Origin of the sequence: Pseudomonas sp. B5(2017) (assembly GCF_002112825.1) — a bacterium.
Taxonomy (GTDB): Bacteria; Pseudomonadota; Gammaproteobacteria; order Pseudomonadales; family Pseudomonadaceae; genus Aquipseudomonas; species Aquipseudomonas putida_Z.
The window spans coordinates 113450-138519 of sequence record NZ_NEIR01000012.1 but is presented as its reverse complement, the minus strand read 5'-3'; the positions used below and the strand labels follow the sequence as shown (position 1 = coordinate 138519).

The 25070-nt window shown below is 63.9% G+C and carries 24 protein-coding genes and 1 riboswitch; of the genes, 16 read left to right on the top strand and 8 right to left on the bottom strand.

All coding sequences use genetic code 11. From position 1 onward, the window contains the following. Positions 1 to 21: 21 nt before the first annotated feature. A complete protein-coding gene (locus CAG00_RS19010) occupies positions 22 to 927 on the top strand; it encodes a TIGR01777 family oxidoreductase (RefSeq protein ID WP_085665055.1) in 906 nt (301 codons plus the stop codon). A gap of 13 nt (positions 928 to 940) precedes the next feature. Continuing rightward, the gene (hemH, locus tag CAG00_RS19005; protein ID WP_085587348.1) at positions 941 to 1954 is read left to right on the top strand and encodes a ferrochelatase; all 1014 of its coding nucleotides are present in this window, start codon (positions 941 to 943) and stop codon (positions 1952 to 1954) included. Positions 1955 to 2071: 117 nt separating this feature from the next. Here the strand turns inward: hemH and CAG00_RS19000 are convergent, their stop codons facing one another. Then, a complete protein-coding gene (locus CAG00_RS19000; RefSeq protein ID WP_025337694.1) occupies positions 2072 to 3346 on the bottom strand; it encodes a uracil-xanthine permease family protein in 1275 nt (424 codons plus the stop codon). 2 nt (positions 3347 to 3348) lie between these two features. Beyond that, complete coding sequence (gene upp, locus CAG00_RS18995) at positions 3349 to 3987, bottom strand: uracil phosphoribosyltransferase (RefSeq protein WP_011532223.1); 639 nt, start codon at positions 3985 to 3987, stop codon at positions 3349 to 3351. Positions 3988 to 4148: 161 nt separating this feature from the next. On the opposite strand from upp, the gene CAG00_RS18990 reads away from it, so the two are divergent. The 4 genes from CAG00_RS18990 to CAG00_RS18975 all read left to right on the top strand — a co-directional run bounded on the left by CAG00_RS18990 (position 4149) and on the right by CAG00_RS18975 (position 6090). Next, positions 4149 to 4706: a hypoxanthine-guanine phosphoribosyltransferase gene (locus tag CAG00_RS18990; RefSeq protein WP_003256346.1), complete on the top strand. Its 558-nt coding sequence runs from the start codon at positions 4149 to 4151 to the stop codon at positions 4704 to 4706. A 2-nt stretch (positions 4707 to 4708) separates the two neighbouring features. After that, positions 4709 to 5182, top strand: coding sequence for a WbuC family cupin fold metalloprotein (locus CAG00_RS18985; RefSeq protein ID WP_085665054.1), 474 nt, complete (start codon positions 4709 to 4711; stop codon positions 5180 to 5182). A 78-nt stretch (positions 5183 to 5260) separates the two neighbouring features. Next, positions 5261 to 5731, top strand: a complete 471-nt coding sequence (locus CAG00_RS18980; protein WP_025337696.1) for a hypothetical protein — start codon at positions 5261 to 5263, stop codon at positions 5729 to 5731. 68 nt (positions 5732 to 5799) lie between these two features. Continuing rightward, the gene (locus CAG00_RS18975) at positions 5800 to 6090 is read left to right on the top strand and encodes a PA4642 family protein (RefSeq protein ID WP_015268954.1); all 291 of its coding nucleotides are present in this window, start codon (positions 5800 to 5802) and stop codon (positions 6088 to 6090) included. Between the two features lie 177 nt (positions 6091 to 6267). On the opposite strand, the gene mqo is transcribed toward CAG00_RS18975, so the two are convergent. Then, positions 6268 to 7776, bottom strand: a complete 1509-nt coding sequence (gene mqo, locus CAG00_RS18970) for a malate dehydrogenase (quinone) (RefSeq protein WP_025337698.1) — start codon at positions 7774 to 7776, stop codon at positions 6268 to 6270. A gap of 600 nt (positions 7777 to 8376) precedes the next feature. Then, on the bottom strand, positions 8377 to 8610 hold the full coding sequence (locus CAG00_RS18965; protein ID WP_085665053.1) for a hypothetical protein: 234 nt from the start codon (positions 8608 to 8610) through the stop codon (positions 8377 to 8379). Positions 8611 to 8756: 146 nt separating this feature from the next. Between CAG00_RS18965 and CAG00_RS18960 the strand changes: the two genes are divergently transcribed. After that, a complete protein-coding gene (locus CAG00_RS18960) occupies positions 8757 to 9341 on the top strand; it encodes a YajG family lipoprotein (RefSeq protein WP_013970929.1) in 585 nt (194 codons plus the stop codon). Positions 9342 to 9538: 197 nt separating this feature from the next. After that, positions 9539 to 9799, top strand: coding sequence for a hypothetical protein (locus tag CAG00_RS18955; protein WP_013970930.1), 261 nt, complete (start codon positions 9539 to 9541; stop codon positions 9797 to 9799). A gap of 116 nt (positions 9800 to 9915) precedes the next feature. On the opposite strand, the gene CAG00_RS18950 is transcribed toward CAG00_RS18955, so the two are convergent. After that, positions 9916 to 11082: a 1-acyl-sn-glycerol-3-phosphate acyltransferase gene (locus tag CAG00_RS18950; protein WP_085665052.1), complete on the bottom strand. Its 1167-nt coding sequence runs from the start codon at positions 11080 to 11082 to the stop codon at positions 9916 to 9918. A gap of 125 nt (positions 11083 to 11207) precedes the next feature. Between CAG00_RS18950 and CAG00_RS18945 the strand changes: the two genes are divergently transcribed. The 4 genes from CAG00_RS18945 (at position 11208) to CAG00_RS18930 (ending at position 13281) form a co-directional block, all read left to right on the top strand. After that, a complete protein-coding gene (locus CAG00_RS18945) occupies positions 11208 to 11390 on the top strand; it encodes a CPXCG motif-containing cysteine-rich protein (RefSeq protein WP_012270508.1) in 183 nt (60 codons plus the stop codon). Then, positions 11390 to 11650: a putative signal transducing protein gene (locus CAG00_RS18940; RefSeq protein WP_025337701.1), complete on the top strand. Its 261-nt coding sequence runs from the start codon at positions 11390 to 11392 to the stop codon at positions 11648 to 11650. Before CAG00_RS18945 ends, CAG00_RS18940 begins: the two co-directional genes overlap by 1 nt. A gap of 15 nt (positions 11651 to 11665) precedes the next feature. After that, a complete protein-coding gene (locus tag CAG00_RS18935) occupies positions 11666 to 12286 on the top strand; it encodes an SOS response-associated peptidase (protein ID WP_085665051.1) in 621 nt (206 codons plus the stop codon). 179 nt (positions 12287 to 12465) lie between these two features. Further along, entirely contained in the window at positions 12466 to 13281 is an 816-nt protein-coding gene (locus tag CAG00_RS18930; RefSeq protein ID WP_085665050.1) for a M48 family metallopeptidase, read from the top strand. A gap of 126 nt (positions 13282 to 13407) precedes the next feature. Here the strand turns inward: CAG00_RS18930 and CAG00_RS18925 are convergent, their stop codons facing one another. The 3 genes from CAG00_RS18925 to CAG00_RS18915 form a co-directional block, all read right to left on the bottom strand. Continuing rightward, positions 13408 to 13992, bottom strand: coding sequence for a TMEM165/GDT1 family protein (locus tag CAG00_RS18925; RefSeq protein WP_013970934.1), 585 nt, complete (start codon positions 13990 to 13992; stop codon positions 13408 to 13410). Positions 13993 to 14080: 88 nt separating this feature from the next. Then, positions 14081 to 14220: riboswitch (yybP-ykoY riboswitch) on the bottom strand. A 39-nt stretch (positions 14221 to 14259) separates the two neighbouring features. Beyond that, complete coding sequence (locus CAG00_RS18920) at positions 14260 to 15258, bottom strand: class I SAM-dependent methyltransferase (protein WP_085617379.1); 999 nt, start codon at positions 15256 to 15258, stop codon at positions 14260 to 14262. Positions 15259 to 15312: 54 nt separating this feature from the next. Next, the gene (locus CAG00_RS18915; protein ID WP_085665049.1) at positions 15313 to 16278 is read right to left on the bottom strand and encodes a 2-hydroxyacid dehydrogenase; all 966 of its coding nucleotides are present in this window, start codon (positions 16276 to 16278) and stop codon (positions 15313 to 15315) included. A gap of 310 nt (positions 16279 to 16588) precedes the next feature. Between CAG00_RS18915 and CAG00_RS18910 the strand changes: the two genes are divergently transcribed. The 4 genes from CAG00_RS18910 (at position 16589) to CAG00_RS18890 (ending at position 24935) form a co-directional block, all read left to right on the top strand. Next, complete coding sequence (locus CAG00_RS18910; protein WP_085665048.1) at positions 16589 to 18271, top strand: fatty acid--CoA ligase; 1683 nt, start codon at positions 16589 to 16591, stop codon at positions 18269 to 18271. Positions 18272 to 18602: 331 nt separating this feature from the next. Continuing rightward, positions 18603 to 20489: a DUF1302 domain-containing protein gene (locus CAG00_RS18905; RefSeq protein ID WP_085665047.1), complete on the top strand. Its 1887-nt coding sequence runs from the start codon at positions 18603 to 18605 to the stop codon at positions 20487 to 20489. A gap of 25 nt (positions 20490 to 20514) precedes the next feature. Beyond that, positions 20515 to 21879 (top strand): DUF1329 domain-containing protein, encoded by a 1365-nt coding sequence (locus CAG00_RS18900; RefSeq protein WP_075043774.1) that lies wholly within the window; start codon positions 20515 to 20517, stop codon positions 21877 to 21879. 338 nt (positions 21880 to 22217) lie between these two features. Beyond that, on the top strand, positions 22218 to 24935 hold the full coding sequence (locus CAG00_RS18890) for a LuxR C-terminal-related transcriptional regulator (RefSeq protein WP_085665045.1): 2718 nt from the start codon (positions 22218 to 22220) through the stop codon (positions 24933 to 24935). Positions 24936 to 25070 lie beyond the last annotated feature (135 nt).

Here is a 25070-nt window from a genome sequence, read left to right as displayed (position 1 = left end):
GCATTCTGCGAGGACACAGCCATGCATATATTGCTGACAGGCGGCACCGGGTTGATTGGCAAGCACCTGTGCCAGTACTGGCTCGGCCAGGGTCATCGCCTGACGGTATGGAGCCGGCGACCTGAGCAGGTGCCCCAAATTTGTGGGAACGGCGTGCGTGGCATTGCCCGCCTGGAGCAACTGGAGGCGGATGATCATCTGGACGCAGTGATCAACCTGGCCGGTGCGCCGATTGCCGATCGGCCCTGGACGGCGGCCCGGCGCAACCTGCTGTGGGCCAGCCGCGTCACCCTTACCGAGCAGTTGCTGGCTTGGCTGGGCAGCCGCGAGCAGCGCCCGGAAGTGCTGATCTCCGGCTCCGCGGTGGGCTGGTATGGAGACGGTGGCGAACGCGAGCTGACCGAGGCTTCACCGCCGGTGCGCGAAGATTTTGCCAGCCAGCTGTGCATTGCCTGGGAAGAGACAGCGCTGCGTTCCCAGGCCCAGGGCATTCGCGTGGTGCTGGTGCGTACCGGGTTGGTTCTGGCCAGTGATGGCGGCTTTTTGTCGCGCCTGCGCCTGCCCTTCAAACTGGGGCTGGGCGGGCCTTTGGGCGACGGGCGGCAGTGGATGCCTTGGGTCCATATAGAAGACCAGGTCGCCCTGATTGATTTTCTCTTGCAGCACAAGGATGCCAGCGGTCCTTATAATGCCTGCGCCCCGGAGCCGGTGCGCAACCGCGAGTTCGCCAGGCGCCTTGGCCGCACCTTGCACCGGCCGGCGCTGCTGCCAGTGCCGGCACTGCTGCTCAAGGCCGGGCTGGGTGAGCTGTCGACCCTGCTGCTCGGCGGGCAGCGCGCCCGCCCGTTACGCTTGCTGGCGGCAGGCTTCACTTTCCGCTTCAACGATTTGCAATCGGCCCTGGACAACCTGTCCAGTCGCCTCTGACATAGGACGCTGCATGACCGATCACGCCCTGCTGCTGGTCAACCTAGGTTCCCCGGCCTCCACCTCGGTGGCCGATGTGCGCCGCTACCTCAACCAGTTCCTCATGGACCCGTACGTGATCGACCTGCCCTGGCCGGTGCGGCGCCTGCTGGTGTCGCTGATCCTGGTCAAGCGCCCGGAGCAGTCGGCGCACGCCTATGGCTCGATCTGGTGGGAGGAGGGCTCGCCGCTGGTGGTGCTGACCCGTCGCCTGCAGGCGGCGATGGTCGAGCACTGGCCCCATGGCCCGGTGGAGATTGCCATGCGCTATGGCCAGCCGGCCTTGCCCGAGGTACTGGAGCGCCTGGTGGCACAGGGTGTGCGCAAGGTGACCCTTGCGCCGCTGTACCCGCAGTTCGCCGACAGCACGGTGACCACTGTGGTGGAACTGGCCAGGCAGACGGTCAATGAACGCCAGTTGCCGTTGCAGCTGCGCGTGCTGCAGCCGTTCTACGAGCACCCGGACTACATCGAGGCACTGGTCGCCAGCGCCCGGCCTTACCTGGAGCAGGATTACGATCACCTGTTGCTGAGCTTCCATGGCTTGCCGGAGCGGCACCTGAAGAAGCTGGACCCGACCGGCAAGCATGACTTCCAGGCGGCCGACTGCTGCAAGGATGCCAGTGCCGATATGCGCGCGGTGTGCTACCGCGGGCAGTGCCTGGCAACGGCCAGGGCCTTTGCGCAGAAAATGGGCATACCCGATGGCAAATGGTCGGTGTCGTTCCAGTCACGGCTGGGGCGGGCCAAGTGGATCGAACCCTATACCGAGGCGCGGCTGGACGAGCTGGCCAAGGCCGGGGTGAAGAAGCTGCTGGTAATGTGCCCGGCGTTCGTGGCCGATTGCATCGAAACCCTGGAAGAGATCGGCATGCGCGGGAGCGAGCAGTTTGTCGAGGCCGGCGGGCAGGAGCTGGTGCTGGTGCCTTGCCTGAATGATCACCCGGAGTGGGTGAAGGCGCTGGCGGGAATGTGCGAAAAGGCCTGATTTGCCGGGGCTGCTTTGCAGCCCTGTCGCGACACAAGGCCGCTCCTACAGGGGACCGCGATCTCTTTGTAGGAGCGGCCTTGTGTCGCGACAGGGCCGCAAAGCGGCCCCAGGATCTCAAGGCAACTGATCATCCAGCTTCTTGTGCTTCCAGCCATCATTGCCCGGCAGGATCAGGTTCAGGGCGATAGCCACGATGGCGCACAGGGCGATGCCCTTCAGGCCCCAGTCATCCGGGCCATCACCGCTGCCGATCAGCACGCCGCCAATACCGAACACCAGGGTCACCGACACGATCACCAGGTTGCGCGCTTCGGCCAGGTCGATCTTGTGGCGGATCATGGTGTTCATGCCCACCGCCGCGATCGAGCCGAACAGCAGGCACAGGATGCCACCCATCACCGGTACCGGGATGCTTTGCAGCAGTGCGCCGAACTTGCCGATGAAGGCCAGGGTGATGGCGAAGACCGCCGCCCAGGTCATGATCTTCGGGTTGTAGTTCTTGGTCAGCATCACCGCGCCGGTCACTTCGGCATAGGTGGTGTTGGGCGGGCCGCCGAACAGGCCGGCTGCGGTGGTGGCCAGGCCGTCGCCCAGCAGGGTGCGGTGCAGGCCGGGCTTCTTCAGGTAGTCGCGGCCGGTCACGCTGCCGACCGCGATCACGCCGCCGATGTGCTCGATCGCCGGTGCCAGGGCAACCGGGACGATGAACAGGATGGCCTGCCAGTTGAACGCTGGCGCGGTGAAGTTGGGCAGCTCCAGCCACGGTGCGGCGGCGATCTTGGCAGTGTCGACCACGCCAAAGGCGAACGACAGGGCAAAGCCTACCAGCACGCCGGCAATGATCGGCACCAGACGGAAGATGCCCTTGCCGAACACGGCGACGATCAGCGTTGTCAGCAGGGCCGGCATCGAGATCATCATGGCGGTCTTGTAGGGCAGCAGCACACTGCCGTCACCGGCCTTGCCCATCGCCATGTTGGCGGCGATCGGCGCCATGGCCAGGCCGATGGAGATGATCACCGGGCCGATCACCACCGGCGGCAGCATGCGGTCGATGAAACCGGTGCCTTTGATTTTCACCATCAGGCCCATGAAGGTGTACACGAAACCTGCGGCCATCACGCCGCCCATGGTCTCGGCCAGGCCGAACTGGCCCTTGGCGAGGATGATCGGGGTGATGAAGGCAAAGCTCGAGGCCAGGAACACGGGTACCTGGCGGCCGGTGACCAGCTGGAACAGCAGGGTGCCGATACCGGCGGTGAACAGCGCGACGTTCGGATCGAGGCCGGTGATCAGTGGCATCAGCACCAGCGCGCCAAATGCCACGAAGAGCATCTGCGCGCCCGAAACGACCTGGCGCCAGAGCGGGTCGTTGAAGCCGTCCTGCATGGTCAGGCGTCCTTTTGCTTGGTGCCGAAGATCTTGTCACCGGCATCGCCCAGGCCCGGCACGATGTAGCCGTGTTCGTTCAGGCGCTGGTCGATCGAGGCGGTGTAGATCTGCACGTCCGGGTGGGCTTTTTCCACCACTTCGATGCCTTCTGGCGCGGCGACCAGGACCATGGCGCGGATCTCTTTGCAGCCGGCCTTCTTCAGCAGGTCGATGGTGGCGACCATCGAACCGCCGGTGGCCAGCATCGGGTCGATGATCAGGGCCAGGCGCTGGTTGATGTCCGGCGCGAGCTTTTCCAGGTAGGTGTGGGCTTCGAGGGTTTCCTCGTTGCGGGCAACGCCGACGGCGCTGACCTTGGCACCCGGGATCAGGCTGAGCACGCCGTCGAGCATGCCGATGCCGGCACGCAGGATCGGCACCACGGTAATCTTCTTGCCGGCGATTTTTTCAACTTGCACCTTGCCGCACCAGCCGTCGATCTCGTAGGTTTCGAGCGGCAGGTCCTGGGTGGCTTCGTAGGTCAGGAGCGCGCCGACTTCCTGGGCAAGTTCGCGAAAATTCTTGGTGCTGATATCGGCACGGCGCATCAGGCCGAGCTTGTGGCGGATCAGCGGATGGCGGATCTCACGAGTGGGCATAGGGGGGCTCCGAAAGGCGGGCAAAAAAACCGCGCTAGATTAATCTATTCAGCCTGTGCTGTCGTCTGGTCATTCTGGACGTTAGTCCATAAATGCTTGATCTGTGACGAGCGGATGCGTACCTTTGCCCGCTTTTCCAAAATGCACCCCCGGAGAGCGCCATGTCCGCCGATCTCGAGCATATCCGTCAAGTCATGCGTGAAGCTGACTGCCTGTACACCGAAGCCGAAGTCGAAGCGGCCATCGCCAAAGTCGGCGAGCAGATCTGCAAGGACCTGCACGACAAGAACCCGGTGGTGTTCTGCGTGATGAACGGCGGCCTGATCTTCTCCGGCAAACTGCTGACCCACCTGCAGTTCCCACTGGAAGCCAGCTACCTGCACGCCACCCGCTACCGCAACCAGACCAGCGGCGGCGAACTGTTCTGGAAGGCCAAGCCCGAAGTATCGTTCATCGACCGTGACGTACTGATCGTCGATGACATCCTCGACGAAGGCCACACCCTCAGCGCCATCATCGAGTTCTGCAAGCATGCCGGCGCGCGCTCGGTGCACACCGCGGTACTGATCGACAAGGACCATGACCGCAAGGCCAGCCCGGAGCTCAAGGCCAACTACGTGGGCCTGCCCTGCGTCGACCGCTACATCTTCGGTTATGGCATGGATTACAAAGGCTACTGGCGCAACGCCAACGGCATCTTCGCCGTAAAGGGGCTGTGATCATGCGCCAGCCTGCGTTCATCGACCAATCGCTGTTCGCCGGGCTGGCCGCACAGGCTGCCGCCAACCCACGCGGGCGGCAGCATCACAATTTCCATGAGATGGAAGAGCCTTGCCACCGCATGGCGGTCGGGCTGCAACCGAGCACCTACATCCCTCCGCATCGGCACCTCCGCGATGACAAAGCCGAAACGCTGGTCGTGCTTAAGGGTTGCCTGGGCCTGCTGCTCTTCGACGAGCAGGGGGTGGTGACCGACAAGCGAGTGCTGAAGGCGGGGGGTGACTGCCTGGGTGTGGACCTGGCACCTGGTATTTATCATGGGCTGGTGGTGCTGGAGCCGGACAGCATCATGTTCGAGTGCAAGGCCGGGCCGTATCTGCCGGTGGGTGAAGGCGAGCATGCGCACTGGGCTCCGCGCGAAGGTGAAGAAGGCGTGGCCGAGTACCAGGCCTGGATGCTCGCGCAGTTCGATTGATGTCGGGCCGGCGCACTCAACTGTAGGAGCGGCCTGTGCAGGCCGTGCTAGAGTGCTCCTTCATTCAAGGAGCCTCACATGCGTGCGTTTCTTCCCCTCCTGCTGGCGGTCAGCCTGCCACTCGCCGCCGCACCGCTGCACAGCCAGTTCCTGCCACCTGACGACCAGTCCCTGCGCCAGGAAGCGCCGACTGGCCAGCAATTGCTGCAAGTGACCGACTACTCGGTGGTAGTGGGTACCCAGCGCCAGTCCGACCAGCAGCCGATCCCGATCACCTCGTCGTTGCAGGTGCGCCTCAAGGGCAAGCCGCTGAGCAAGGGAGCGACCATAGCCCAGGTGCTGCTGACTTTTGACGGTGAAGCGGCCAAGAGCCTGAAGAAACCCGTATACGACGACAAAACCCGCACCCTGAGCCTGAATTACCCGCTCAGCGACTACCGCGTGATCATGGACCTGCTGCGCAACGAGACGCTTTATGTGCAGTTTCTCACGTACGGCAACGGCCACGTCTGGGCCGACCTGCACACCGGTACCGTACGTACGCGTTGAGGCGCCCGGCCTGCGGGGGGTACACTGCCGGCCTTCGAAATTTCGTGATGGTCCAGTTGGAGTCGGCAATGCGTAAAGACAAGAAACAGGTAATCGGTGACGAGATCAGCGACGACTACATCAAGTCGTTCCTTCAGTTCGAGCCGGCCGATGGCGTGACATCGCCGTCGCTGCACAAGCTGGTCAAGGCCTACCGCGGCCTGCGCATCGACGATTTCGAGCGTTTTGTCGGCTTCTTCGTCGAGGCTGGGCTGGACCTGGATGGCAAGGACGAGCACGGCAAGACCTTTGTCGAGCAGATTGCCGACCAGCGCAATGCGTCGGATTACATCGAGATCATCGCCAAGGCCCGTGGCTGATTTGTAAACCTGCTCCGGCCTCTTCGCGGGTAAACCCGCTCCCACAGGTACAGCACAGCCCTTAGCTGTGGTGCGGTCCTTGTGGGAGCGGGTTTACCCGCGAAAGGGCCGGAACAGGCTTACTAGGATCCAGGCACAAAAAAACGCCCCGAGGGGCGTTTTTTCGTACCGGCCGAATCAGGCGTAATGCTTGGCCGCCGGGCTGCTTTCCACCAGGTCCAGCGCCACGTCGTTGTCGGCACTGATCTTGTGGTACAGGGCAGCATCGGTCGCCAGGGTCTTCTCGCGAGCCGGGAAGATTTCCTTGAGCTTGGCAGCCCAGGCACCTTTGGCCTGCTCGGGGAAGCAGCGCTCGATCAGTTCCAGCATGATCGACACGGTCACCGAAGCACCCGGCGATGCGCCGAGCAGTGCAGCCAGGCTGCCGTCCTGGGCCGAGACCAGCTCGGTACCGAACTGCAGAACGCCGCCTTTCTTCGGGTCTTTCTTGATGATCTGCACGCGCTGACCAGCCACTTCCAGGCGCCAGTCTTCGGCCTTGGCCTGCGGGTAGAAGCGACGCAGGGCTTCCAGGCGCTGCTCCATCGACTGCATCACTTCGCTGACCAGGTACTTGGTCAGGTCCATGTTGTCACGGGCCACGGCCAGCATCGGGCCGATGTTGCCCATGCGCACCGACAGCGGCAGGTCCATCAGCGAACCGTGCTTGAGGAACTTGGTGGTGAAGCCGGCATATGGGCCGAACAGCAGCGATTTCTTGCCATCGACCACGCGGGTATCCAGGTGCGGTACCGACATCGGTGGGGCGCCGACCGCAGCCTGGCTGTAGACCTTGGCCTGGTGCTGCTTGACGATTTCCGGGTTGTCGCAACGCAGCCACTGGCCGCTGACCGGGAAGCCGCCGAAACCTTTGCTTTCCGGGATGCCCGACAGCTGCAGCAGCGGCAGGGCCGCGCCACCGGCGCCGAGGAAGACGAAGCGGGCGTCCACTTCACGGCTGCCGCCGCTGTTGACGTCCTTGATGCTCACGGTCCAGCCCTTGCCGTTACGGCGCAGGCCGACGACCTTCTTGCTGTACTTGACCTGAGCGTCCTGCGAGTCGCCCAGCAGCTTCAGCAGCTTGTTGGTCAGGGCGCCGAAGTTGACGTCGGTGCCCTTGAGCACGCGGGTGGCGGCGATGTGCTGGTCGGCCGGGCGGCCTGGCATCATCAGCGGCATCCAGTCATTCATCACGGCCTTGTCTTCGGTGTATTCCATGTCCGCGAAGGCATGGTGCTGCTTGAGCAGCTCATAGCGCTTCTTGAGGAAGGAAACACCCTTGTCACCCTCGACGTAGCTCAGGTGCGGGACAGGGTTGATGAAGGCACGTGCCGAGCCGAAGTTGCCCTTCTTGCTCAGGTAGGCCCAGAACTGGCGCGAAACCTCGAACTGGGTGTTGATGTGCACGGCCTTCTTGATGTCGATGCTGCCATCGGCGGCCTGGGGCGTATAGTTAAGCTCGCACAGGCCGGCGTGGCCGGTGCCTGCGTTGTTCCAGGGGTTGGAGCTTTCCGCGGCTCCGGAGTCCATCGCCTCCACGACCTCAAGCTTCAGGGTCGGGTCGAGCTCCTTGAGCAGTACGGCCAGGGTGGCACTCATGATGCCCGCGCCTACCAGTACCACATCAACCGATTCGTTCTGCGCCATTTAACGCGTCTCCACAATCTACAGCTACCTAATTGACAGCATAGGACCTGGGTTCGCCAGGGTCGCCATGTCCGACTTTTCGCAGTTCTTGCAACTTCCGCGGACACCGCCAATCAGTCTTCGGGTTCGCGTATTGAACGCGGTTTGCCACGGGTGCGGCAATTCGACTTATGGTCAAGGTGTCGTGCGTGCGTTATGGAACGGCTCAGACACTCATACGGGATGAGCGCATTTGCCGCCTGTTCAGGGCTGTTCGGGACACATCTGCCGCTTTTGCACATGCCAGACTGTTCATTTGCTCGCCACACTCTTGTGAAGTTGTGAAAACCGTTTTTTCACGCTCTTTTGGAGACGTGAACCTCAAAAGGGGACTGCGCGATGGCAACCCGCAGGTTCATGCAGTGTGAAGGGCCGGAAAAGCAGGCACGACAGCCGATGCAAGACCTGAGTGGAAGGCTCTCTGTGGGCGAAGCGTTGAAGTTGCCGGGGTCAATCGGCGAGTGCGGGGCCCGATCAGGAGACGTCCTTATAATCGGGGGGAGATTATAGCGATGTCGCGGGCAGAAATGTCGCCATTCGTGGTTTTTATTGCAGCGTTTGTCAGACCGCGAGGATGCGCTGGTGCCAGCGGCGGCTTGCGCGGGCGCAAACCCGGGCACTGGCGGGCAGTTCGCGGCCCAGCCAGGCGAGCTGGATTTCGCCGATCTGGACCCAGCCGCTGCCGCTGGGCGCCTGCCTGCATTGCTTGAAGGCCAGGCATTTGCCGTTCGCGTCGAGGCGGGCATAGGTGTTGTGGCGCGGGCGTTGGAAGAGTAGGGTCCAGAGCGAGGCCATGGCAGCGAGTCCTGTGCGTTAGGGCTTGGCGCAAGGATAAGGGCGCGGCGATGAAACGATTGTGACAAGCGGGCCAGGCCGATGACTGGTCGATGCGTGGCTAGGTATACTGTGGGCCTTCGCCGCTTTTTTCTGGAGTAACGCGCATGTTGCAACGTCTGTTGTTCGGTTTGATCGCCGTGGCCAGCCTCAGCCTGGTCGGTTGTGCCCACAGCCCGCAACAACTCAATCCGCAACCCACGCTCAAGGCCCAGCTCGCCCCGGTCGGCCATGGCCAGCCGGTAGTGGTCCGTGTGGTTGACGGCCGGGCCTCGCAGTCCCTGGGCACTCGCGGTGGCATGTACCCCGAGACCAGCACCATCAGCGTCAGCGGTAACGACATCGTGCCCAAGCTGCAGGCCCAGGCCGAAGCTGCCGTGCGCCTGCTCGGCTTCACCCCGACGCCGAACGCCTACAACGCGCCGCAGCTGACCGTGACCCTGGCCGAGCTGAAGTACCAGTCGCCGAAAGACAACCTGTACGTGACCGAGGCTACCATCGGCGCCACCTTCCGTGCCGACGTGTCCAATGGCGGCCGCCGCTACAGTGGCCGTTACGGCGCTTCGCTGGACCAGCGTTTCGGCATGGCGCCGAACCAGGAAACCAACACCCAGCTGGTGGGCGATGTGCTGAGCGATGCCCTGACCCGCATGTTCAAGGACCCGACCATCGGTCAAGTGCTGGGGCAGTAAGCCTTCAGCTGTAAAACAAAACCCGCTGCCTGTGTTCCAGGCAGCGGGTTTTTTGTTGTCTGTGCCCGCGAAGAGGCCGGCAAATCTTCATGCCATGCCAGATGAAATTTGATGACACTTTGTCGCCTGGGCCGGGCTTCTGGGCATGACTTGGGTAGAATGCCGGCCTTTGCCGTCGCTCATACCGAGGTTGCGTGATGTCCTTGCAAGTGCTCTGGGGGTTCCTGGCCGCCCACCCGACCAAGCTGATCAATCTGCTGGCGCTGCTGCTGACCTGCCCGGGCGGGTTGCTGCTGCACAGTGCACGGCGGCGCGAGGCCGAGACCCGCGAATACATGGCGGTGGACGAGGGGGTGGTGGACGCGTTCGACCTGCGGGTGCCGCGCTACTTCTACATTCTCGGTTTTTCGTGCCTGGCGATGGCGCTGCTGTTGTCCTGGTTCAGTACCTGGATTTGAGATTTCAGGGCCGCTTTGCGGCCCATCGCGACACAAGGCCGCTCCTACAGGTATGCGCGATCCCTTGTAGGAGCGGCCTTGTGTCGCGATGGGCTGCAAGGCTGCCCTAGGATCACTCAGGCAACCGGTGTCTGCTGCCTGACCTGGTACTGGTTGCGCACCGGCGTCGCATACTGCAACACCAGGTACGGCCGCTGCTCCTCGGGGCAGGCATCCAGGCGGCGTTGCCATTCTTCCTTGGCCCGGGCCAGCTCATCAGCCGGGAACACCTTCTCGGCGCTCGGCACCTGCAGCGCCTCATCCTTGCCATCCCACATCGCATAGGCCAGGTAGTGCACCGGGAACAGCCGGTAGCCACCGAGGATCTGCCGGTCGATTTCCACTGCCAGCTGCTTGGTGTCCTCGTGGTACTCGGTCACCGGCGGGGCGAAGTTGATGTGCACCCGGCCCTTATAGCCGGTAATGCCCTTGGCGATGCTGTTGTCGTCCTCGCCCGGCGCCTTCTTGTAGGTGCCGGTGGTGGCGCGGATGTACAGCTCGCGGGCCTTGGCCTGGTCGCACGGGTCATATTCGTAGCTGATCGAAACCGGTGTCAGGTTCAGGCTCTGGATCACCGCGCCGAACGGCTCGTCCTTGCGGCTCATGTGGAACATCTTGAGGATCGCCGAATCGGTGCGGTCGTCACCGTCCTTGGCCCGGCCTTCGGCCTGGGCGATCCAGATCGATGTGGCGTCGTTGCGGATCGAATGGTTGATGTAGGCCGAGAGCAGCTGGTAGGCCGCCAGCTTTTCGCGGCGCCCACTGATCGAGCGGTGCACGATGAAGCTCTTGTTCAGGCGCATCATGTCGCTGACAAACGGCTTTTGCAGCAGGTTGTCGCCAATCGCGATGCGCGGCGTGGGCAGGCCGGCGTGGTACACCGCGTAGTTGACGAAGGCCGGGTCCATGACGATGTCACGGTGGTTGGCCAGGAACAGGTAGGCGGTGCCGGCCTTGAGCTGCTCCACGCCCGAATAGGTGACGCCGTCGGTGGCGCGGTCGATGGTCTGGTCGACGTAGTACTCGACTTTGTCCTGCAAGGTCGAGACACAGGTGACACCGGCGAATTCCTTGCGCAGGCGGCGGGCGATCAGCGGTTTGAGCAACCAGCCGAGAGCACCGGCCGCACGCGGGAAGCGGAAGTGGGTGAGGATATCGAGGAATGCCGGGTCGCTGAGCAGGCGTGCCAGAACGGCAGGGACCTCAGCGTCGTCGTACGGTCGGATGGCATCGAATTCGCCCATCATGCTCTCTTGTTGGAAACGGCTAGGGTAATAAGGTAGGGACGGGCTCCGAAAAACGGCTCGGACACACACAGGCCCTGTAAACAGACCGGCAATTATACGCATAAGTCACCCCGGAGGCCGCGATGCTGGAAACTGCTATCTACGATTGCCCTTATTGTGGCGAAGAAGTCGAAACCACGGTGGACCTGTCCGGTGGCGATCAGGAGTACATCGAGGACTGCCAGGTATGCTGCAAGCCTATCCGCTTCGTGCTGCAAGTTCATGGCGAGGAGTGGATGCTGGATGTATTCGGTGAGAATGACTGATGCAGCGCATCTACGAACCGGAAAGCCTGCTCGAGGCTGAAATGCTGGCGGGCATGCTTGCCAGCGAGGGGATCGAGGCACACCTGGTTGGCCGTGACCTGGTCGGTGCTGCCGGTGAGCTGCCGATGCAGGGTTTGCTGGGGCTTGCCGTGGCTGATGAGCAGGCCGAGTACGCACGGCAGCTGATCGATGCGTACAATGACGCCCAGCCACTGGTTGGCGACGAACCGGAGAGTTTCCCCGGTACCTTGATCTGCTAGGTTCTGAATTCGCCCATGTGTGGACGTTACGCCCTGTTTCGCTGGCCCCAGGCTCTTGCCAGTCTGCCGGGCTTTCCCGTTGGCCAGCCCGCCCAATGGAACATCTCGCCCGGGGCTTCGGTGCTGATCCAGCGCCAGTTCGGCGGCCAGCTGCAACTGGCCAGGGCGCGCTGGGGGCTGACTCCGGCGTGGCTCACCGACCTGTCCCGTACCCCCGCCCATGCCCGCGCCGAAACCCTGGCCGAGCAGCCGATGTTTCGCGACGCGTTTCGCCAGCGCCGCTGCCTGATGCCGGCCAACGGCTTTTACGAATGGCGCGGTAGCGTGCGCAAGCGCCCGTACTGGCTGACCCCGGGGGAGGGCGCATCGCTGTACTTCGCCGCCGTGTGGGAGGCCTACCCGGTGCAGGACCAGGTTTGGCTGAGTTGTGCGGTGGTGACCCAGGCGGCGATGAGCCAGCGTCGGCCGCTGATACTGGACGAGGCAGGGCAGGCCGCCTGGCTTGACCCGGACACGCCGCTGGCCCGCCTGCATGAATTGCTGGCCAGCCCGCCGGCGACGCTGCGCGAGCGGGCCCTGGCGCATTTCGTCAATGACCCGAAGCTGGATGCGCCGGAGTGCCTGACCCCGGCCTGATGTATGGCTGTGCCGGCCTCTTCGCGGCTGAAGCCGCTCCTACAACGATCGCATTATCCCTGTAGGAGCGGGTTCACCCGCGAAGGGGCCGGCACAGGCGACGAAAATCTTCCCTGCGGCTATGGCGGCCCCAAGCGACTCGGCCTACGATACGGCGCATGTAAAAAGGGAGTGTTTTCATGCGTAAGTCTTTTGTCGTCAGCCTGTTGAGTGCTGGCATCCTGCTAGCCGGCTGCCAGGCGGTGAATACCACCAGCGGCGGCGCTGTCGGCGTCGAGCGCCAGCAGTACATGTTCAGCATGCTCTCGACCGATGAGGTCAACCAGATGTACGCCCAGTCGTACCAGCAGACCCTGGGTGAAGCATCGAACAAAGGCGTGCTCGACAAGTCCAGCGCTGTTGCCAAGCGTGTGCAGGTAATTGCCAACCGCCTGATCGCCCAGACCCCCAAGTTCCGCCCGGATGCCGCGCAATGGAACTGGGAAGTGAACGTGATCAAGAGCGACGAGCTCAACGCCAACTGCGGCCCGGGCGGCAAGATCATCGTCTACACCGGGCTGATCGATCAGCTCAAGCTCAACGATGCGGAAATTGCTGCGGTGGTGGGCCACGAGATCGCCCACGCCCTGCGTGAGCACAGCCGCGAGGCGATGTCCAAGGCGTATGGCGTGGAAATGGCGCGCCAGGGCGCCGGTGCCCTCTTTGGCCTCGGCCAGGGTAGCATGGCCATGGCCGATACCGTGGTGAACTATGCCATGACCCTGCCCAACAGCCGGGCCAACGAGAACGAAGCCGACCTGATCGGCCTGGAACTCTCGGCGCGTGCCGGTTACGACCCGAATGCCGCGATCACCCTGTGGAACAAGATGAGCCAGGCTTCCGAAGGCGCACCGCCTGAGTTCATGAGCACTCACCCGGCGTCCCAGAGCCGCATTGCTTCGTTGCAGGCGGCCATTCCGAAGGTGATGCCGCTGTATCAGGCGGCCAAGAAGTAGTTGCTGAAAATGGGGCCGCTTTGCGGCCCTGTCGCGACACAAGGCCGCTCCTACAAGGGATAGCGTATTCCTTGTAGGAGCGGCCTTGTGTCGCGACGGGCTGCGCAGCAGCCCCCGCTTTCCGGGTTAGCCCACCCAGCCACTGGCTTTCATCGCCGAGTACACGGCCACGATCGCCAGCACGAAGAACGCCGTGGCCGCCAGGCGACGGATCAGCGTCAGCGGCAGTTTGTCCGCCGCGAAGTTACCCGCCAAAACCACCGGCACGTTGGCAATCAGCATGCCCAGGGTGGTACCGATAATTACCATGATCAGGTACGGATACTGTGCTGCCAGCATCACCGTGGCGACCTGGGTCTTGTCACCGATTTCAGCCAGGAAGAACGCGATCAGCGTGGTCAGGAACGGCCCGAAGCGGCGCGCCGGGTTCTCGTCGTCATCCATCTTGTCCGGAACCAGGGTCCACAGCGCAGTGGCGGTGAAGCTCGCAGCCAGGATCCAGTGCAGTGCCGAGTCGCTGAAGAAGCTGCCGACCCACGCGCCCACGGCACCGGCCGCAGCATGGTTGGCCAGGGTGGCGGCGATGATGCCGGCGATGATCGGCCAGGGCTTGCGGAAGCGGGCAGCGAGTATGAGCGCGAGCAATTGCGTCTTGTCGCCAATTTCGGCGAGGGCAACGATGGCGGTGGGGACCAACAGAGATTCCAGCATCAGGATTCCTACGGGGGCGGGTCGACACGGCTATGACACGTACAGCCTCCCCGCCCCGGGTAAGGTGTGCGTGTCATAGGTCTTGTCAAACCCTGGATCCGTCTATGCGGATCTCGCCATGCAGGCTGGCATGGTGGGTCGCACGCGCCATGGTCTGTGGACCAAGTATGTTGACGCGTACCGGGCGAGCTGGGCGCTCGCGGGAGACTACTCCCCTAGGACGGTGCGGATTCTGCCTAGGCAAAACGCTTTCGGCAAGCGCTGTTTTTATCCGTGTGTTGCCTGGTAGATGCGGAAACCGTCCGCCTCGTCGCGTACCTGGCAGTTGCCCAGCGCCCCTTCGATCAGTGGCTGGTAGCGCAGGAAGCTGTTGGCAACCAAGCGCATTTCGCCACCTTTTCGCAGGTGAACGGCCGATTTTTTCAGCAAGTTTTCCGATGCCTGGTAGTTGGTGTGCACCCCGGTGTGGAACGGCGGGTTGCTCAGGATCAGGCTCAGCTCGGTCGGCGCCGCGTCGATGCCGTCGCCGCTGATCACTTCGCCTTCCAGACCATTGGCGGCCAAGGTCAGGCGGCTGGCGGCCACGGCGAAGGCATCCACGTCCAGCAGGGTCACCCGGTTTTGTGGATAACGGCGCTTGACCGTGGCGCCCAGCACCCCGGCACCGCAGCCGAAGTCCAGCACATGCCCGCTCGGCAGGCCGTCGAGGTGCTTGAGCAGCAGGGCGGTACCGCGATCGAGGCGGCCATGGCTGAACACACCGGGCAGGCTGACCACTTGCAGTGGGCCGTCTTCCAGGCTGAGCTCGAAGCGTTCGGCCAGGCTTTCCAGGGGCTTGGCTTCTGGCGCGTGCTCGATGGTCACCTGCCACAGCTGGCAATGGCGGGCGCTGTCGAGCTTGCGCGGCTTGCCAAAGGCCTGCAGTTGCTTGGCCGCGCCCTCGATGCCACCACGTTTCTCGCCAACCAGGTACAGCTCGCGGCCAGCCAGGCGCGAGGCCAGGGCGTTGAGCAGGTAGGCGGCCAGTTCGCGGGACTTGGGCAGGAACAGCACGGCGCTGTCGAAAGCCACTTCAGGGGGCTCCACTGCATAGTGGCTGCGCCCGGCGAAGCGGCTTTCGAGCATGGCCTGGTCGCCCGCATGCCAGGTCCAGGCCCGGGCCTGGGGCAACTGGCCGAGCAGGCCGTCGGCGGGGGCGCCGGCGAGCAGCAGCGGGCCCTGGAACAGCTCTGCCTGGCGGAGCAACACTTCACTGCGCGGGTCCATGGACGACGCCTCCTGGAAAAAAGTGGCGCAGTGTAGCAGAGGCGGGCCTCGGGCTCAGCTGACCACGCGGCGTGGCTGCCCGGCGAAGAAGGCCTGGGCGTTCTCGCTGAGCTGGCCGACGATACGCTGGCGGGACTCTACCGCGCCCCAGGCGCTGTGCGGGGTGATGATCAGGCGCGGGATGCCGGGTTCGAGCAGCGGGTTGCCATTGACCGGCGGCTCCACGCTCAGCACGTCGGTGGCGGCGCCGCCGAGGTGGCCACTGCGCAGGGCGGTGGCCAGCGCTTGCTCGTCGATCAGGCCGCCGCGGGCGGTGTTGACCACCAGCGCGTTGGGCTTGAGCAGGGCCAGTTCGCGGGCCCCGAGCATGTGTCGGGTGTGCTCGTTCAGCGGGCAGTGCAGGGTCAGGGCGTCGACTTGCGGCAGCAACTCGTCCAGCGGCAACCGGTCGGCGCGGTCCGGGCGGCCGGGGATCTGCCCGCTGAGCACGCGCATGCCAAAGGCTTCGGCCAGTCGCGCCACCGCGCCGCCCAGTTCACCGTGGCCGAGCAGGCCAAGGGTCTTGCCCTCCAGCTCGACGATGGGGAAGTCCAGCAGGCAGAACTGGCTGGCCTTGGCCCACTGGCCGTCGGCTACCGCCTGGTTGTAGTCGCACAGGCGGGTGGCCAGGGCCAGCAGCAGGGCGAGGGTGTGCTGGGCGACGGACGGTGTGCCGTAGCCCTGGCAGTTGCACACGGTGATGCCCTGAGCGCGCGCGGCCGCCAGGTCGACATTGTTGGTGCCGGTGGCGGCCACCAGGATCAGCTTCAGTTGCGGGTTGGCGGCCAGGGTCGCGGCGTCGAGCATGACCTTGTTGCTGACTACCGCCACCGCGCCCTGCAGGCGTTCGGCGACCTGCTCCGGGCGGGTGGCGGCGAACAGTTCGAACTCGTCGAACTGCTGCTTCAGGGGCGAGAGGTCGAGATCGCCCAGGTCCAGGGACTGGTGATCGAGAAACACGGCGCGACGCGGGCTGGGCATGAAGTTCTCCGAGGCTGGGCGGGATTTCGGTGTCGCGGCCATTCGCGGGTAAACCCGCTCCCACAGGTACTGCGCCATTGCAAAGGCTGGTGCAGTACCTGTGGGAGCGGGTTTACCCGCGAATAGGCCATCAGCTTCCACATAACCTGAAGCTGCCGCCGCAGTGTCTAGTTCAACCTTGCCGCCCGTCAACGCCCCCCACTCATACCTCCACCATGCAAATCATTCCTTCGGCTGATTTAGCCGTCACATTGGCGAACTACAGTAGTTCCCAGACTTGTCCGGCCCGCTTTTCAGAAAAGGGATACCCATGTTGCAGACCCGCATCATCAAGCCCGCCGAGGGCGCCTACGCCTACCCCCTGCTGATCAAGCGCCTGCTGATGTCTGGCAGCCGCTATGAAAAGACCCGCGAAATCGTCTACCGCGACCAGTTGCGGCTGACCTACCCGCAACTCAACGAGCGCATCGCGCGCCTGGCCAACGTGCTGAGCGAAGCCGGGGTAAAGGCCGGTGACACCGTGGCGGTGATGGACTGGGACAGCCACCGCTATCTGGAATGCATGTTCGCCATCCCGATGATCGGCGCGGTGGTGCACACCATCAACGTGCGCCTGTCGCCCGAGCAGATTCTCTACACCATGAACCACGCCGAAGACCGCGTGGTGCTGGTCAACAGCGACTTCGTCGGCCTGTACCAGGGCATCGCGGGGCAACTGACCACTGTCGACAAGACCGTGCTGCTGACCGACGGCCCGGACAAGACAGCCGAGCTGCCCAACCTGGTGGGCGAGTACGAACAACTGCTGGCCGCTGCCAGCCCGCGCTACGACTTCCCGGACTTCGACGAGAACTCGGTGGCCACCACTTTCTACACCACCGGCACCACCGGCAACCCCAAGGGGGTGTACTTCACCCACCGGCAACTGGTGCTGCATACCCTGGCCGAAGCTTCGGTTACCGGAAGCATCGACAGCGTGCGCCTGCTGGGCAGCAACGACGTGTACATGCCCATCACGCCGATGTTCCATGTGCACGCCTGGGGCATTCCCTACGCCGCCACCATGCTCGGCATGAAGCAGGTGTATCCGGGGCGCTACGAGCCGGACATGCTGGTCAAGCTGTGGCGCGAAGAGAAGGTCACCTTCTCCCATTGCGTGCCGACCATCCTGCAGATGCTGCTCAACTGCCCGACCTCCCAAGGTCAGGACTTCGGCGGCTGGAAGATCATCATCGGCGGCAGCGCACTCAACCGCTCGTTGTACCAGGCCGCCCTGGCACGCGGCATCCAGCTGACCGCCGCGTATGGCATGTCCGAGACCTGCCCGCTGATTTCCGCCGCCCACCTGAACGACGAACTGCAGGCCGGCAGCGAGGATGAGCGCGTCACCTACCGCATCAAGGCCGGCGTGCCGGTGCCGCTGGTCGAGGCGGCCATCGTCGACGGCGACGGCAACTTCCTGCCCGCCGATGGTGAAACTCAGGGCGAGCTGGTGCTGCGTGCGCCGTGGCTGACCATGGGCTACTTCAAGGAACCGGAGAAGAGCGAGGAGCTGTGGCAGGGGGGCTGGTTGCACACCGGCGATGTCGCCACGCTCGACGGCATGGGCTACATCGACATCCGCGACCGCATCAAGGATGTGATCAAGACCGGTGGCGAATGGATTTCCTCGCTCGACCTCGAAGACCTGATCAGCCGTCACCCGGCCGTGCGCGAAGTGGCGGTGGTAGGGGTGGCCGACCCGCAGTGGGGTGAACGCCCGTTTGCCCTGCTGGTTGTGCGCGAAGGCCAGGTCATCGACGCCAAGGCGCTGAAGGAACATCTCAAGCCGTTCGTCGAGCAAGGGCACATCAACAAGTGGGCGATTCCAAGCCAGATCGCCGTTGTTACCGAAATTCCCAAGACCAGTGTCGGCAAGCTGGACAAGAAACGCATCCGCCAGGACATCGTCCAGTGGCAGGCCAGCAACAGCGCGTTCCTCTCCACGCTGTAACCGCCATGCGGGTCGCGTACCGCAGCACGCGACCCGCATGCTAGAGGGGTGGAGCCTTGCCAAACGGCAGAAATACGCCATCCTTTAGCACTGCCAGCGCGCAGCCGGGGCAACATGGCAGCGAGTTGGCCGCACGGAGCGCAAATCACACTTTAGAGGGATCAAGCGCCTGTGCCTTGCTGGCTATAGTCGGGGCCAGGGGATTTTCAGGAATGGGGGAGGCGACATGCGCAAGCCGTGTCGCCGCGGGCGCAAGCCTGCAAACCGGTCGCTCGGGCCGTTCTTGAAAGGACTCACTGCCATAACAAAAAAAGTACATGGAGTAGCGTCGATGAAATCTGCAAACCTGTTCTGGCGCCGGGCCAAGTTGCCCCTGGCTGTCAGCCTTGCTTCCACGCTCGCAAGTCCTGCTTTCGCTGTCAGTTTCAACATTGGTGAAATCGAAGGCCAGTTCGACTCGTCGCTCTCCATCGGCGCCAGCTGGTCGACGGCCAACCCCAACAAGAACCTGATCGGGGTGAACAACGGCGGCAAGGGCCTGTCGCAGACATCCGACGATGGCCACCTGAACTTCAAGAAGGGCGAAACCTTCTCCAAGATCTTCAAGGGCATCCATGACCTGGAGCTCAAGTACGGCGACACCGGCGTGTTCGTCCGCGGCAAGTACTGGTACGACTTCGAACTGAAGGACGAAGGCCGCGAGTTCAAGGACATCAGCGACTCCAACCGCAAGGAAGGCGCCAAATCGTCCGGTGCCGAGCTGCTCGACGCGTTCGTCTATCACAACTACTCCATCGGCGATCAGCCAGGCTCGGTGCGCCTGGGCAAGCAGGTGGTGAGCTGGGGTGAAAGTACCTTCATCGGTGGCGGTATCAACTCGATCAACCCGATCGACGTAGCTGCCTTCCGCCGTCCGGGGGCCGAGATCAAGGAAGGCCTGATTCCGGTCAACATGTTCTACATCTCGCAAAGCCTGACCGACAACCTGTCGGCCGAGGCCTTCTACCAGATCGAATGGGACCAGACGGTCGTCGACAACTGCGGCACCTTCTTCTCCCAGCCGGACATCATTGCCGACGGCTGTACCAATAACCTGCGTGTGCTCAACAGCAGCCGCACAGTGCCGGGGGCGGCGCAGCAGTTCCTTGCCACCCGTGGCGTGGACATCAACGAGGAAGGGGTGATGGTGCGCCGTGGCGCCGACCGCGATGCACGTGACAGCGGCCAGTTCGGTGTGGCCATGCGCTACATGTTCGAGCCGCTGGACACCGAGTTCGGTGCCTACTTCATGAACTATCACAGCCGTGCGCCGATCTTCAGCGCTACAGGGGCTGCGCCTTCTGTGTTCGCCGGGTTGAGCGCCCTGCCTGCACAGCTGCGCGCTCTGGCACCCCTGATCGTGGCGGGTAATTCCGAGTACTTTGTCGAATATCCCGAGGATATCCGCCTCTATGGCTTGAGTTTCTCCACCACGCTGCCTACAGGGACAGCCTGGAGCGGTGAACTCAGCTACCGCCCCAACGCGCCAGTGCAACTCAATACCACTGATATCTTGTTCGCCGGGGTCCGCCCCATTGGCGGCGCTTTGAGCAATGCTTCGCTGCTGACCGGTACGCCGGGGCAGGACCTGCACGGGTATCGTCGCAAGGAAATCACTCAATTCCAGACCACCCTGACGCACTTCTTCGACCAGGTGATGGGCGCCAGCCGCATGACCGTGGTGGGCGAGGTGGGTGTCACCCATGTGGGTGGCCTCGAAAACGCACACGACACTCGCTACGGTCGCGATCCAGTGTTCGGCCCTGGCCCACTGCCTTCCACCGGTGGTGCCGATACCTGCCAGGCACTCAACGCCAGCACCATCGCAGGCGCCGGCGCCGGTGCATCCACTGCCAACCTGAACCGCAACTGCGAGAACGACGGCTACACCACCAGTACTTCCTGGGGTTACCGCGCCCGTGTCATCTGGGACTACAACGACGTCTTCGCCGGGGTCAACCTGAAGCCGAGCGTGGCCTGGTCGCATGATGTCTCCGGCTACTCGCCCGGCCCTGGCGCCAACTTCGAGGAAGGCCGCAAGGCCGTCAGCCTGGGCCTCGACGCCGAGTACCAGAACACCTACACGGCAAGCCTGTCGTACACCAACTTCTTCGATGGCAAGTACACCACCGTGGATGACCGCGACTTCGTCGCCCTCAGCTTCGGCGTGAACTTCTAAGCATACAGATCCAGGACGACACGACATGAACAAGACCAGAAGTCTGCTGCAAGCCGGTGTGCTGGGCCTGTCCCTGCTGGCGACCAGCGTCATGGCTGCAGTATCCGCCGACGAGGCGGCCAAGCTGGGCAGTACCCTGACCCCGATGGGCGCCGAAAAGGCCGGCAACGCCGATGGCTCGATCGGCCCGTGGGAGCCGCTGTCGAAGAGCGCGGGCAGTGCCGACGGCAAGGGCTTCCTGTCCGACCCGTACGGCAGCGACAAGCCGCTGTTCACCATCACCGCGCAGAACGCCGACCAGTACAAGGACAAGCTCTCGCCGGGCCAGCTGGCCATGCTCAAGCGCTACCCGGACACCTTCAAGATCCCGGTATTCAAGACCCATCGCGGTTCCACGGTGCCGGCCGACGTGTTCGCCGCCATCAAGGAGAACGCCACCAAGACCACCCTGGTCGAAGGCGGCAACGGCCTGAGCAACTTCCGCACGGCTGTACCGTTCCCGATCCCCAAAAGCGGCCTGGAGGTGATCTGGAACCACATCACCCGCTACCGGGGTGGCAGCGTCAGCCGCCTGGTGACCCAGGCCACGCCACAGCAGAACGGCTCCTTCAACCCTGTGTACTTCTCCGACCAGTTCGTCTTCCGCGACAAGATGAAGGATTACGACCCGAACAACCCGGGCAACATCCTGTTCTACTTCAAGCAGGAGGTGACCGCGCCCGCGCGCCTGGCCGGTACCGTGCTGCTGGTACACGAAACCCTCGACCAGGTGAAGGAACCGCGCAAGGCGTGGATCTACAACGCAGGCCAACGCCGCGTGCGCCAGGCACCGCAAGTGTCGTACGACGGCCCGGGTACCGCCGCCGACGGTTTGCGCACCTCGGACAACCTGGACATGTTCAACGGTGCGCCGGACCGCTATGACTGGAAGCTGGAAGGCAAGAAGGAGATGTACATCGCGTCCAACGCCTTCAAGCTCGACGACCCCAAGCTCAAGTACACCGACATCATCAAGGCCGGGCACATCAACCAGGACCTTTCCCGTTACGAGCTGCGCCGCGTGTGGCACGTGGTCGCGACCCTCAAGCCAGGCCAGCGGCACATCTATGCCAAGCGTGACTTCTACATCGACGAGGACACCTGGCAGGCTGCGGTGATCGACCAGTACGACGGCCGTGGCCAGCTGTGGCGCGTGTCCGAGGCACATGCCCAGCCGTACTACAACGTGGAAGTGCCGTGGTACACCCTGGAGACTATCTACGACCTGCAGTCGGGCCGTTACCTGGCCCTGGGCATGAAGAACGAAGAGAAGCGCGCCTACGACTTCGGCTTCAGCGCCAGCAAGGCGGACTTCCAGCCAGCGGCACTGCGCCAGTCGGGTATTCGCTAAGTATCACGCAACCTCGGAGCGCCCCGGCTTGACCGGGGCGTTTCATTTTCCTGTACCGGCCTCTTCGCGGGTGAACCCGCTCCCACAGGTACTGCACTGGACTTGAAACCTGTGCAATCCCTGTGGGAGCGGGTTCACCCGCGAAGGGGCCGGTACAGCAATAAAGCTGGTGAATACCTCAGCAAACCCCCGCCCCAGCCCCTGTCCATCAGCCATGTTGCTTTTTGTCGCAGTCTTTTCCAGGGGAATTGCGCCCATCATCTTCAAATGCGCAGCGTTACCCGCTAGTCTCGCAAGCATCCATACCGCCGTAGTCTTCCAACCAGAACGAGCCGGCCATGACAGATCTGTCCCGTACGCATGGATTCGCCAGCCAGGCCCTGGGCCTGCTGGACGGGCGTTTCTTCCGGCCGCCCTTGCCGGACGGCCATGTGCCGCGCCTGCGCCTGTGCCAGCGGCTGCAAGCCGGCCTCGGCGGGCGGCTGTTGCTGGTCAATGCCCCGGCGGGTTTCGGCAAAAGCTCCCTGGCCATCGAATTTTGCGAAGCGCTGCCCGAGCACTGGCGTAGCCTGTGGCTGGGCCTGAGCCAACGGGATGCCGACCCTGGCCGCTTCCTCGAACGCCTGCTCGAAGGCCTGCAGCAGTACTGTCCGGCGCTGGGCGGCCAGGCCATGGGCCTGCTGAAAATGCGCCAGCGCCACCAGCCGTTCGCCTTCGAGGAATGGCTCGACGGCCTGCTCGACGAGCTGGCGCTGTACCTGCAAGCCGATACGCCCTTGTTGCTGGTGCTGGACGACTATCACCTGGCCCAGGGGCCGGTGCTCGACCGTTGCCTGCAGTTCTTCCTCAATCACCTGCCCCCCGGCCTGGTGCTGCTGGTCACCAGCCGCCAGCGCCCGGACTGGCACCTGGCGCGCCTGCGCCTGTCGCGGCAATTGGTCGAGCTCAACGAACAGGACTTGCGCCTTACCGCCGAAGAGTCGCTGGCGGTGATCGGTCGCCAACCCACCGGGCTGCGTGGCCAGGCCCTGGACAACCTGATCCAGCGCAGCGACGGTTGGGTGGCCGGGTTGCGTTTCTGGCAACTGGCGGCCAGCGAGTCCGCAGACGAGCAGGCCTTGCCCCAGGCCTTGCACGGCGGCGAGGGCCTGATCCGCGACTATCTGCTGGAAGAAGTCATCGACATGCTGCCCGCCGATGTGCAGGCCTTCCTGTACGAAACGGCCTGCCAGGAGCGTTTCTGCGCCCCGTTGTGCGATGCCGTGCGCGGCCGCCACGACAGCGCCGCGATCCTGCGCTTCTTGCAGGCGCACCAGGTGTTCCTGGTGCCGCTGGACGAGCATGGCCACTGGTTCCGCTATCACCACCTGTTCTCCGACCTGCTGCGCAGCCGCCAGGCCAGCGAGCCGCTGGCCGGCCTGCAGTTGCGTGCCTGCCGCTGGTTCGAAAGCCAGGGCCTGCTGGACGAAGCGGTGGAGCAGGCGCTGCGGGCCGGTCACCTCGATGTCGCCGCCGACCTGGTGCAGAGCCTGTCCGAGGAGCAACTGCTGGCCGAACAGAACGTCGGCATGTTGCTGCGCTGGAAGATGGACCTGCCCGACAGCCTGCTGATCAGCACGCCGCGGCTGATCGTGCTGTACAGCTGGGCGTTGGGCCTGGCGTGCCAGCTGGACGCGGCCGAGGAGCTGGCGGGTTATCTCAGCCGCTTCCTGCCCGCGCCCTCGGCGACCGCGCAAAAGTCCATGCTGGCCCAGTGGCTGGCGCTGAGTGGTGTGATCGCCCGTGGCCGTGGCGACCGCGAGCGCACCCTGGCCTATTGCGGCGAAGCGCTGCAGAGCCTGCCGAGCAAGCGTTATGGCCAACGCCTGGTGTGCCTGTCGACGCTGTCCAACCTGGCGATTGCCGATGGCGATTTCTGGCGGGCCCGCGGCTGGAACCGTGAGGCCCTGGAGCTGGCCCAGCGCGTTGGCAACCCATTGTTCGAGGCCCTGGCCCATTACGACCGGGCGCGGGTGCTGCATGCCCGTGGCGAGGTGTTGCGCGCACTGGACGAAGTGCGCGAGGGGCTGCAACGCCTGCAAGGGCTGTCGGCACAGCGGCTGTATGCCGTGCGCGCCCGCCTGACGCTTTACGAAGGCTACCTGCTGGTATCGCGCCTGCAGCCGTCCCAGGGCCGTGCACGCTTGCGTGCGGGGCTGGGCGAGGCGCGGGCCTGTCGCGATATCAGCGTGCTCATCGGCCACTGCGTGATCGCTACGCTCGATGGCCGGGAAGGGCACTTTGCCGAGGCTTTTGCCGAACTGGCCGAGGCCGAGCGGCTGATGCACATCTGGGATGTGCCGCCGGTCTACTACCTGGCCATGATCACCCTGGTCAAATGCGAGTTGTGGCTGGCACAGGGGCGCATCGACCTGGCCGAGTCCTGGCTGCTGCGCCTGGGCCAGACCTATGGTGGCGAGCAACCGGCGGCGGCCCCGGAGTTCCACCCGTTGCTGCCATTGCACATCGCCTTGCAGCAGGCATCGCTCGAACGTATCCAGTCGCGTAGCGACGACGCGGCGCAACGCCTGGCCAGCCTGGTCGAGCGCGGCCAGGCCAGTGGCGGCATGATGCTCAGCGTCAGTGCCCTGTGCCAGTGGCTTGGCTTGTTGCTGGGCGAAGGCCGGGAAGAGCAGGCCGCCCAGTTGTTGCCACGGTTGCTGGAGGCAGCCCAAGGCGGCGTGCTGCAACCGTTCCAGCCTTTGCTGGAGCAGCACCCGCAGTGGCTTTTCGAACAGCTGCAGGCAGTTGCCGCCTGCTCGGTGCAGGGCGAACTGCTCAAGCGCCTGCCACCGCTGCCGAGCGTCAGCACCGGCAGCGGCGAAGCCCTGAGTAGCCGCGAGCTGGCCGTGCTCGAGCTGATTGCCCAAGGCTGTTCCAACCAGCAGATCAGCGAGCGGCTGTTCATTTCCCTGCACACGGTGAAAACCCACGCCAGCCATATCAACAGCAAGCTGGGGGTGGAGCGGCGTACCCAGGCGGTGGCCAAGGCCAAGTCCCTGGGAATGCTGGCGTGAAATAGCCCTGCAGAGCCTTGTTCGCTAAAGTGATGGCGCCAGGCCATCGTTCGTGGCCGCCAACGCTCTACCCTCATCTTTCCCGACCAGCTGCCGATACAGCTATCGGTGGCATCGCCTCGCGCGATTTTTCAA

What these genes read in the sequence shown, in the direction of transcription:
- CAG00_RS18985 (WP_085665054.1), top strand. Translation starts at nt 4,709, where the DNA reads ATGCGCCAGCCTGCGTTCATCGACCAATCGCTGTTCGCCGGGCTGGCC.
- CAG00_RS18905 (WP_085665047.1), top strand. Translation starts at nt 18,603, where the DNA reads ATGAAATCTGCAAACCTGTTCTGGCGCCGGGCCAAGTTGCCCCTGGCT.
- CAG00_RS18890 (WP_085665045.1), top strand. Translation starts at nt 22,218, where the DNA reads ATGACAGATCTGTCCCGTACGCATGGATTCGCCAGCCAGGCCCTGGGC.
- CAG00_RS18975 (WP_015268954.1), top strand. Translation starts at nt 5,800, where the DNA reads ATGCGTAAAGACAAGAAACAGGTAATCGGTGACGAGATCAGCGACGAC.
- hemH (WP_085587348.1), top strand. Translation starts at nt 941, where the DNA reads ATGACCGATCACGCCCTGCTGCTGGTCAACCTAGGTTCCCCGGCCTCC.
- CAG00_RS18935 (WP_085665051.1), top strand. Translation starts at nt 11,666, where the DNA reads ATGTGTGGACGTTACGCCCTGTTTCGCTGGCCCCAGGCTCTTGCCAGT.
- CAG00_RS18925 (WP_013970934.1), bottom strand. Translation starts at nt 13,992, where the DNA reads ATGCTGGAATCTCTGTTGGTCCCCACCGCCATCGTTGCCCTCGCCGAA.
- CAG00_RS18945 (WP_012270508.1), top strand. Translation starts at nt 11,208, where the DNA reads ATGCTGGAAACTGCTATCTACGATTGCCCTTATTGTGGCGAAGAAGTC.
- CAG00_RS18920 (WP_085617379.1), bottom strand. Translation starts at nt 15,258, where the DNA reads ATGGACCCGCGCAGTGAAGTGTTGCTCCGCCAGGCAGAGCTGTTCCAG.
- CAG00_RS18960 (WP_013970929.1), top strand. Translation starts at nt 8,757, where the DNA reads ATGTTGCAACGTCTGTTGTTCGGTTTGATCGCCGTGGCCAGCCTCAGC.
- CAG00_RS18980 (WP_025337696.1), top strand. Translation starts at nt 5,261, where the DNA reads ATGCGTGCGTTTCTTCCCCTCCTGCTGGCGGTCAGCCTGCCACTCGCC.
- CAG00_RS18930 (WP_085665050.1), top strand. Translation starts at nt 12,466, where the DNA reads ATGCGTAAGTCTTTTGTCGTCAGCCTGTTGAGTGCTGGCATCCTGCTA.
- CAG00_RS18910 (WP_085665048.1), top strand. Translation starts at nt 16,589, where the DNA reads ATGTTGCAGACCCGCATCATCAAGCCCGCCGAGGGCGCCTACGCCTAC.
- CAG00_RS18915 (WP_085665049.1), bottom strand. Translation starts at nt 16,278, where the DNA reads ATGCCCAGCCCGCGTCGCGCCGTGTTTCTCGATCACCAGTCCCTGGAC.
- CAG00_RS18965 (WP_085665053.1), bottom strand. Translation starts at nt 8,610, where the DNA reads ATGGCCTCGCTCTGGACCCTACTCTTCCAACGCCCGCGCCACAACACC.
- upp (WP_011532223.1), bottom strand. Translation starts at nt 3,987, where the DNA reads ATGCCCACTCGTGAGATCCGCCATCCGCTGATCCGCCACAAGCTCGGC.
- CAG00_RS18990 (WP_003256346.1), top strand. Translation starts at nt 4,149, where the DNA reads ATGTCCGCCGATCTCGAGCATATCCGTCAAGTCATGCGTGAAGCTGAC.
- mqo (WP_025337698.1), bottom strand. Translation starts at nt 7,776, where the DNA reads ATGGCGCAGAACGAATCGGTTGATGTGGTACTGGTAGGCGCGGGCATC.
- CAG00_RS19010 (WP_085665055.1), top strand. Translation starts at nt 22, where the DNA reads ATGCATATATTGCTGACAGGCGGCACCGGGTTGATTGGCAAGCACCTG.
- CAG00_RS18940 (WP_025337701.1), top strand. Translation starts at nt 11,390, where the DNA reads ATGCAGCGCATCTACGAACCGGAAAGCCTGCTCGAGGCTGAAATGCTG.
- CAG00_RS18955 (WP_013970930.1), top strand. Translation starts at nt 9,539, where the DNA reads ATGTCCTTGCAAGTGCTCTGGGGGTTCCTGGCCGCCCACCCGACCAAG.
- CAG00_RS19000 (WP_025337694.1), bottom strand. Translation starts at nt 3,346, where the DNA reads ATGCAGGACGGCTTCAACGACCCGCTCTGGCGCCAGGTCGTTTCGGGC.
- CAG00_RS18950 (WP_085665052.1), bottom strand. Translation starts at nt 11,082, where the DNA reads ATGGGCGAATTCGATGCCATCCGACCGTACGACGACGCTGAGGTCCCT.
- CAG00_RS18900 (WP_075043774.1), top strand. Translation starts at nt 20,515, where the DNA reads ATGAACAAGACCAGAAGTCTGCTGCAAGCCGGTGTGCTGGGCCTGTCC.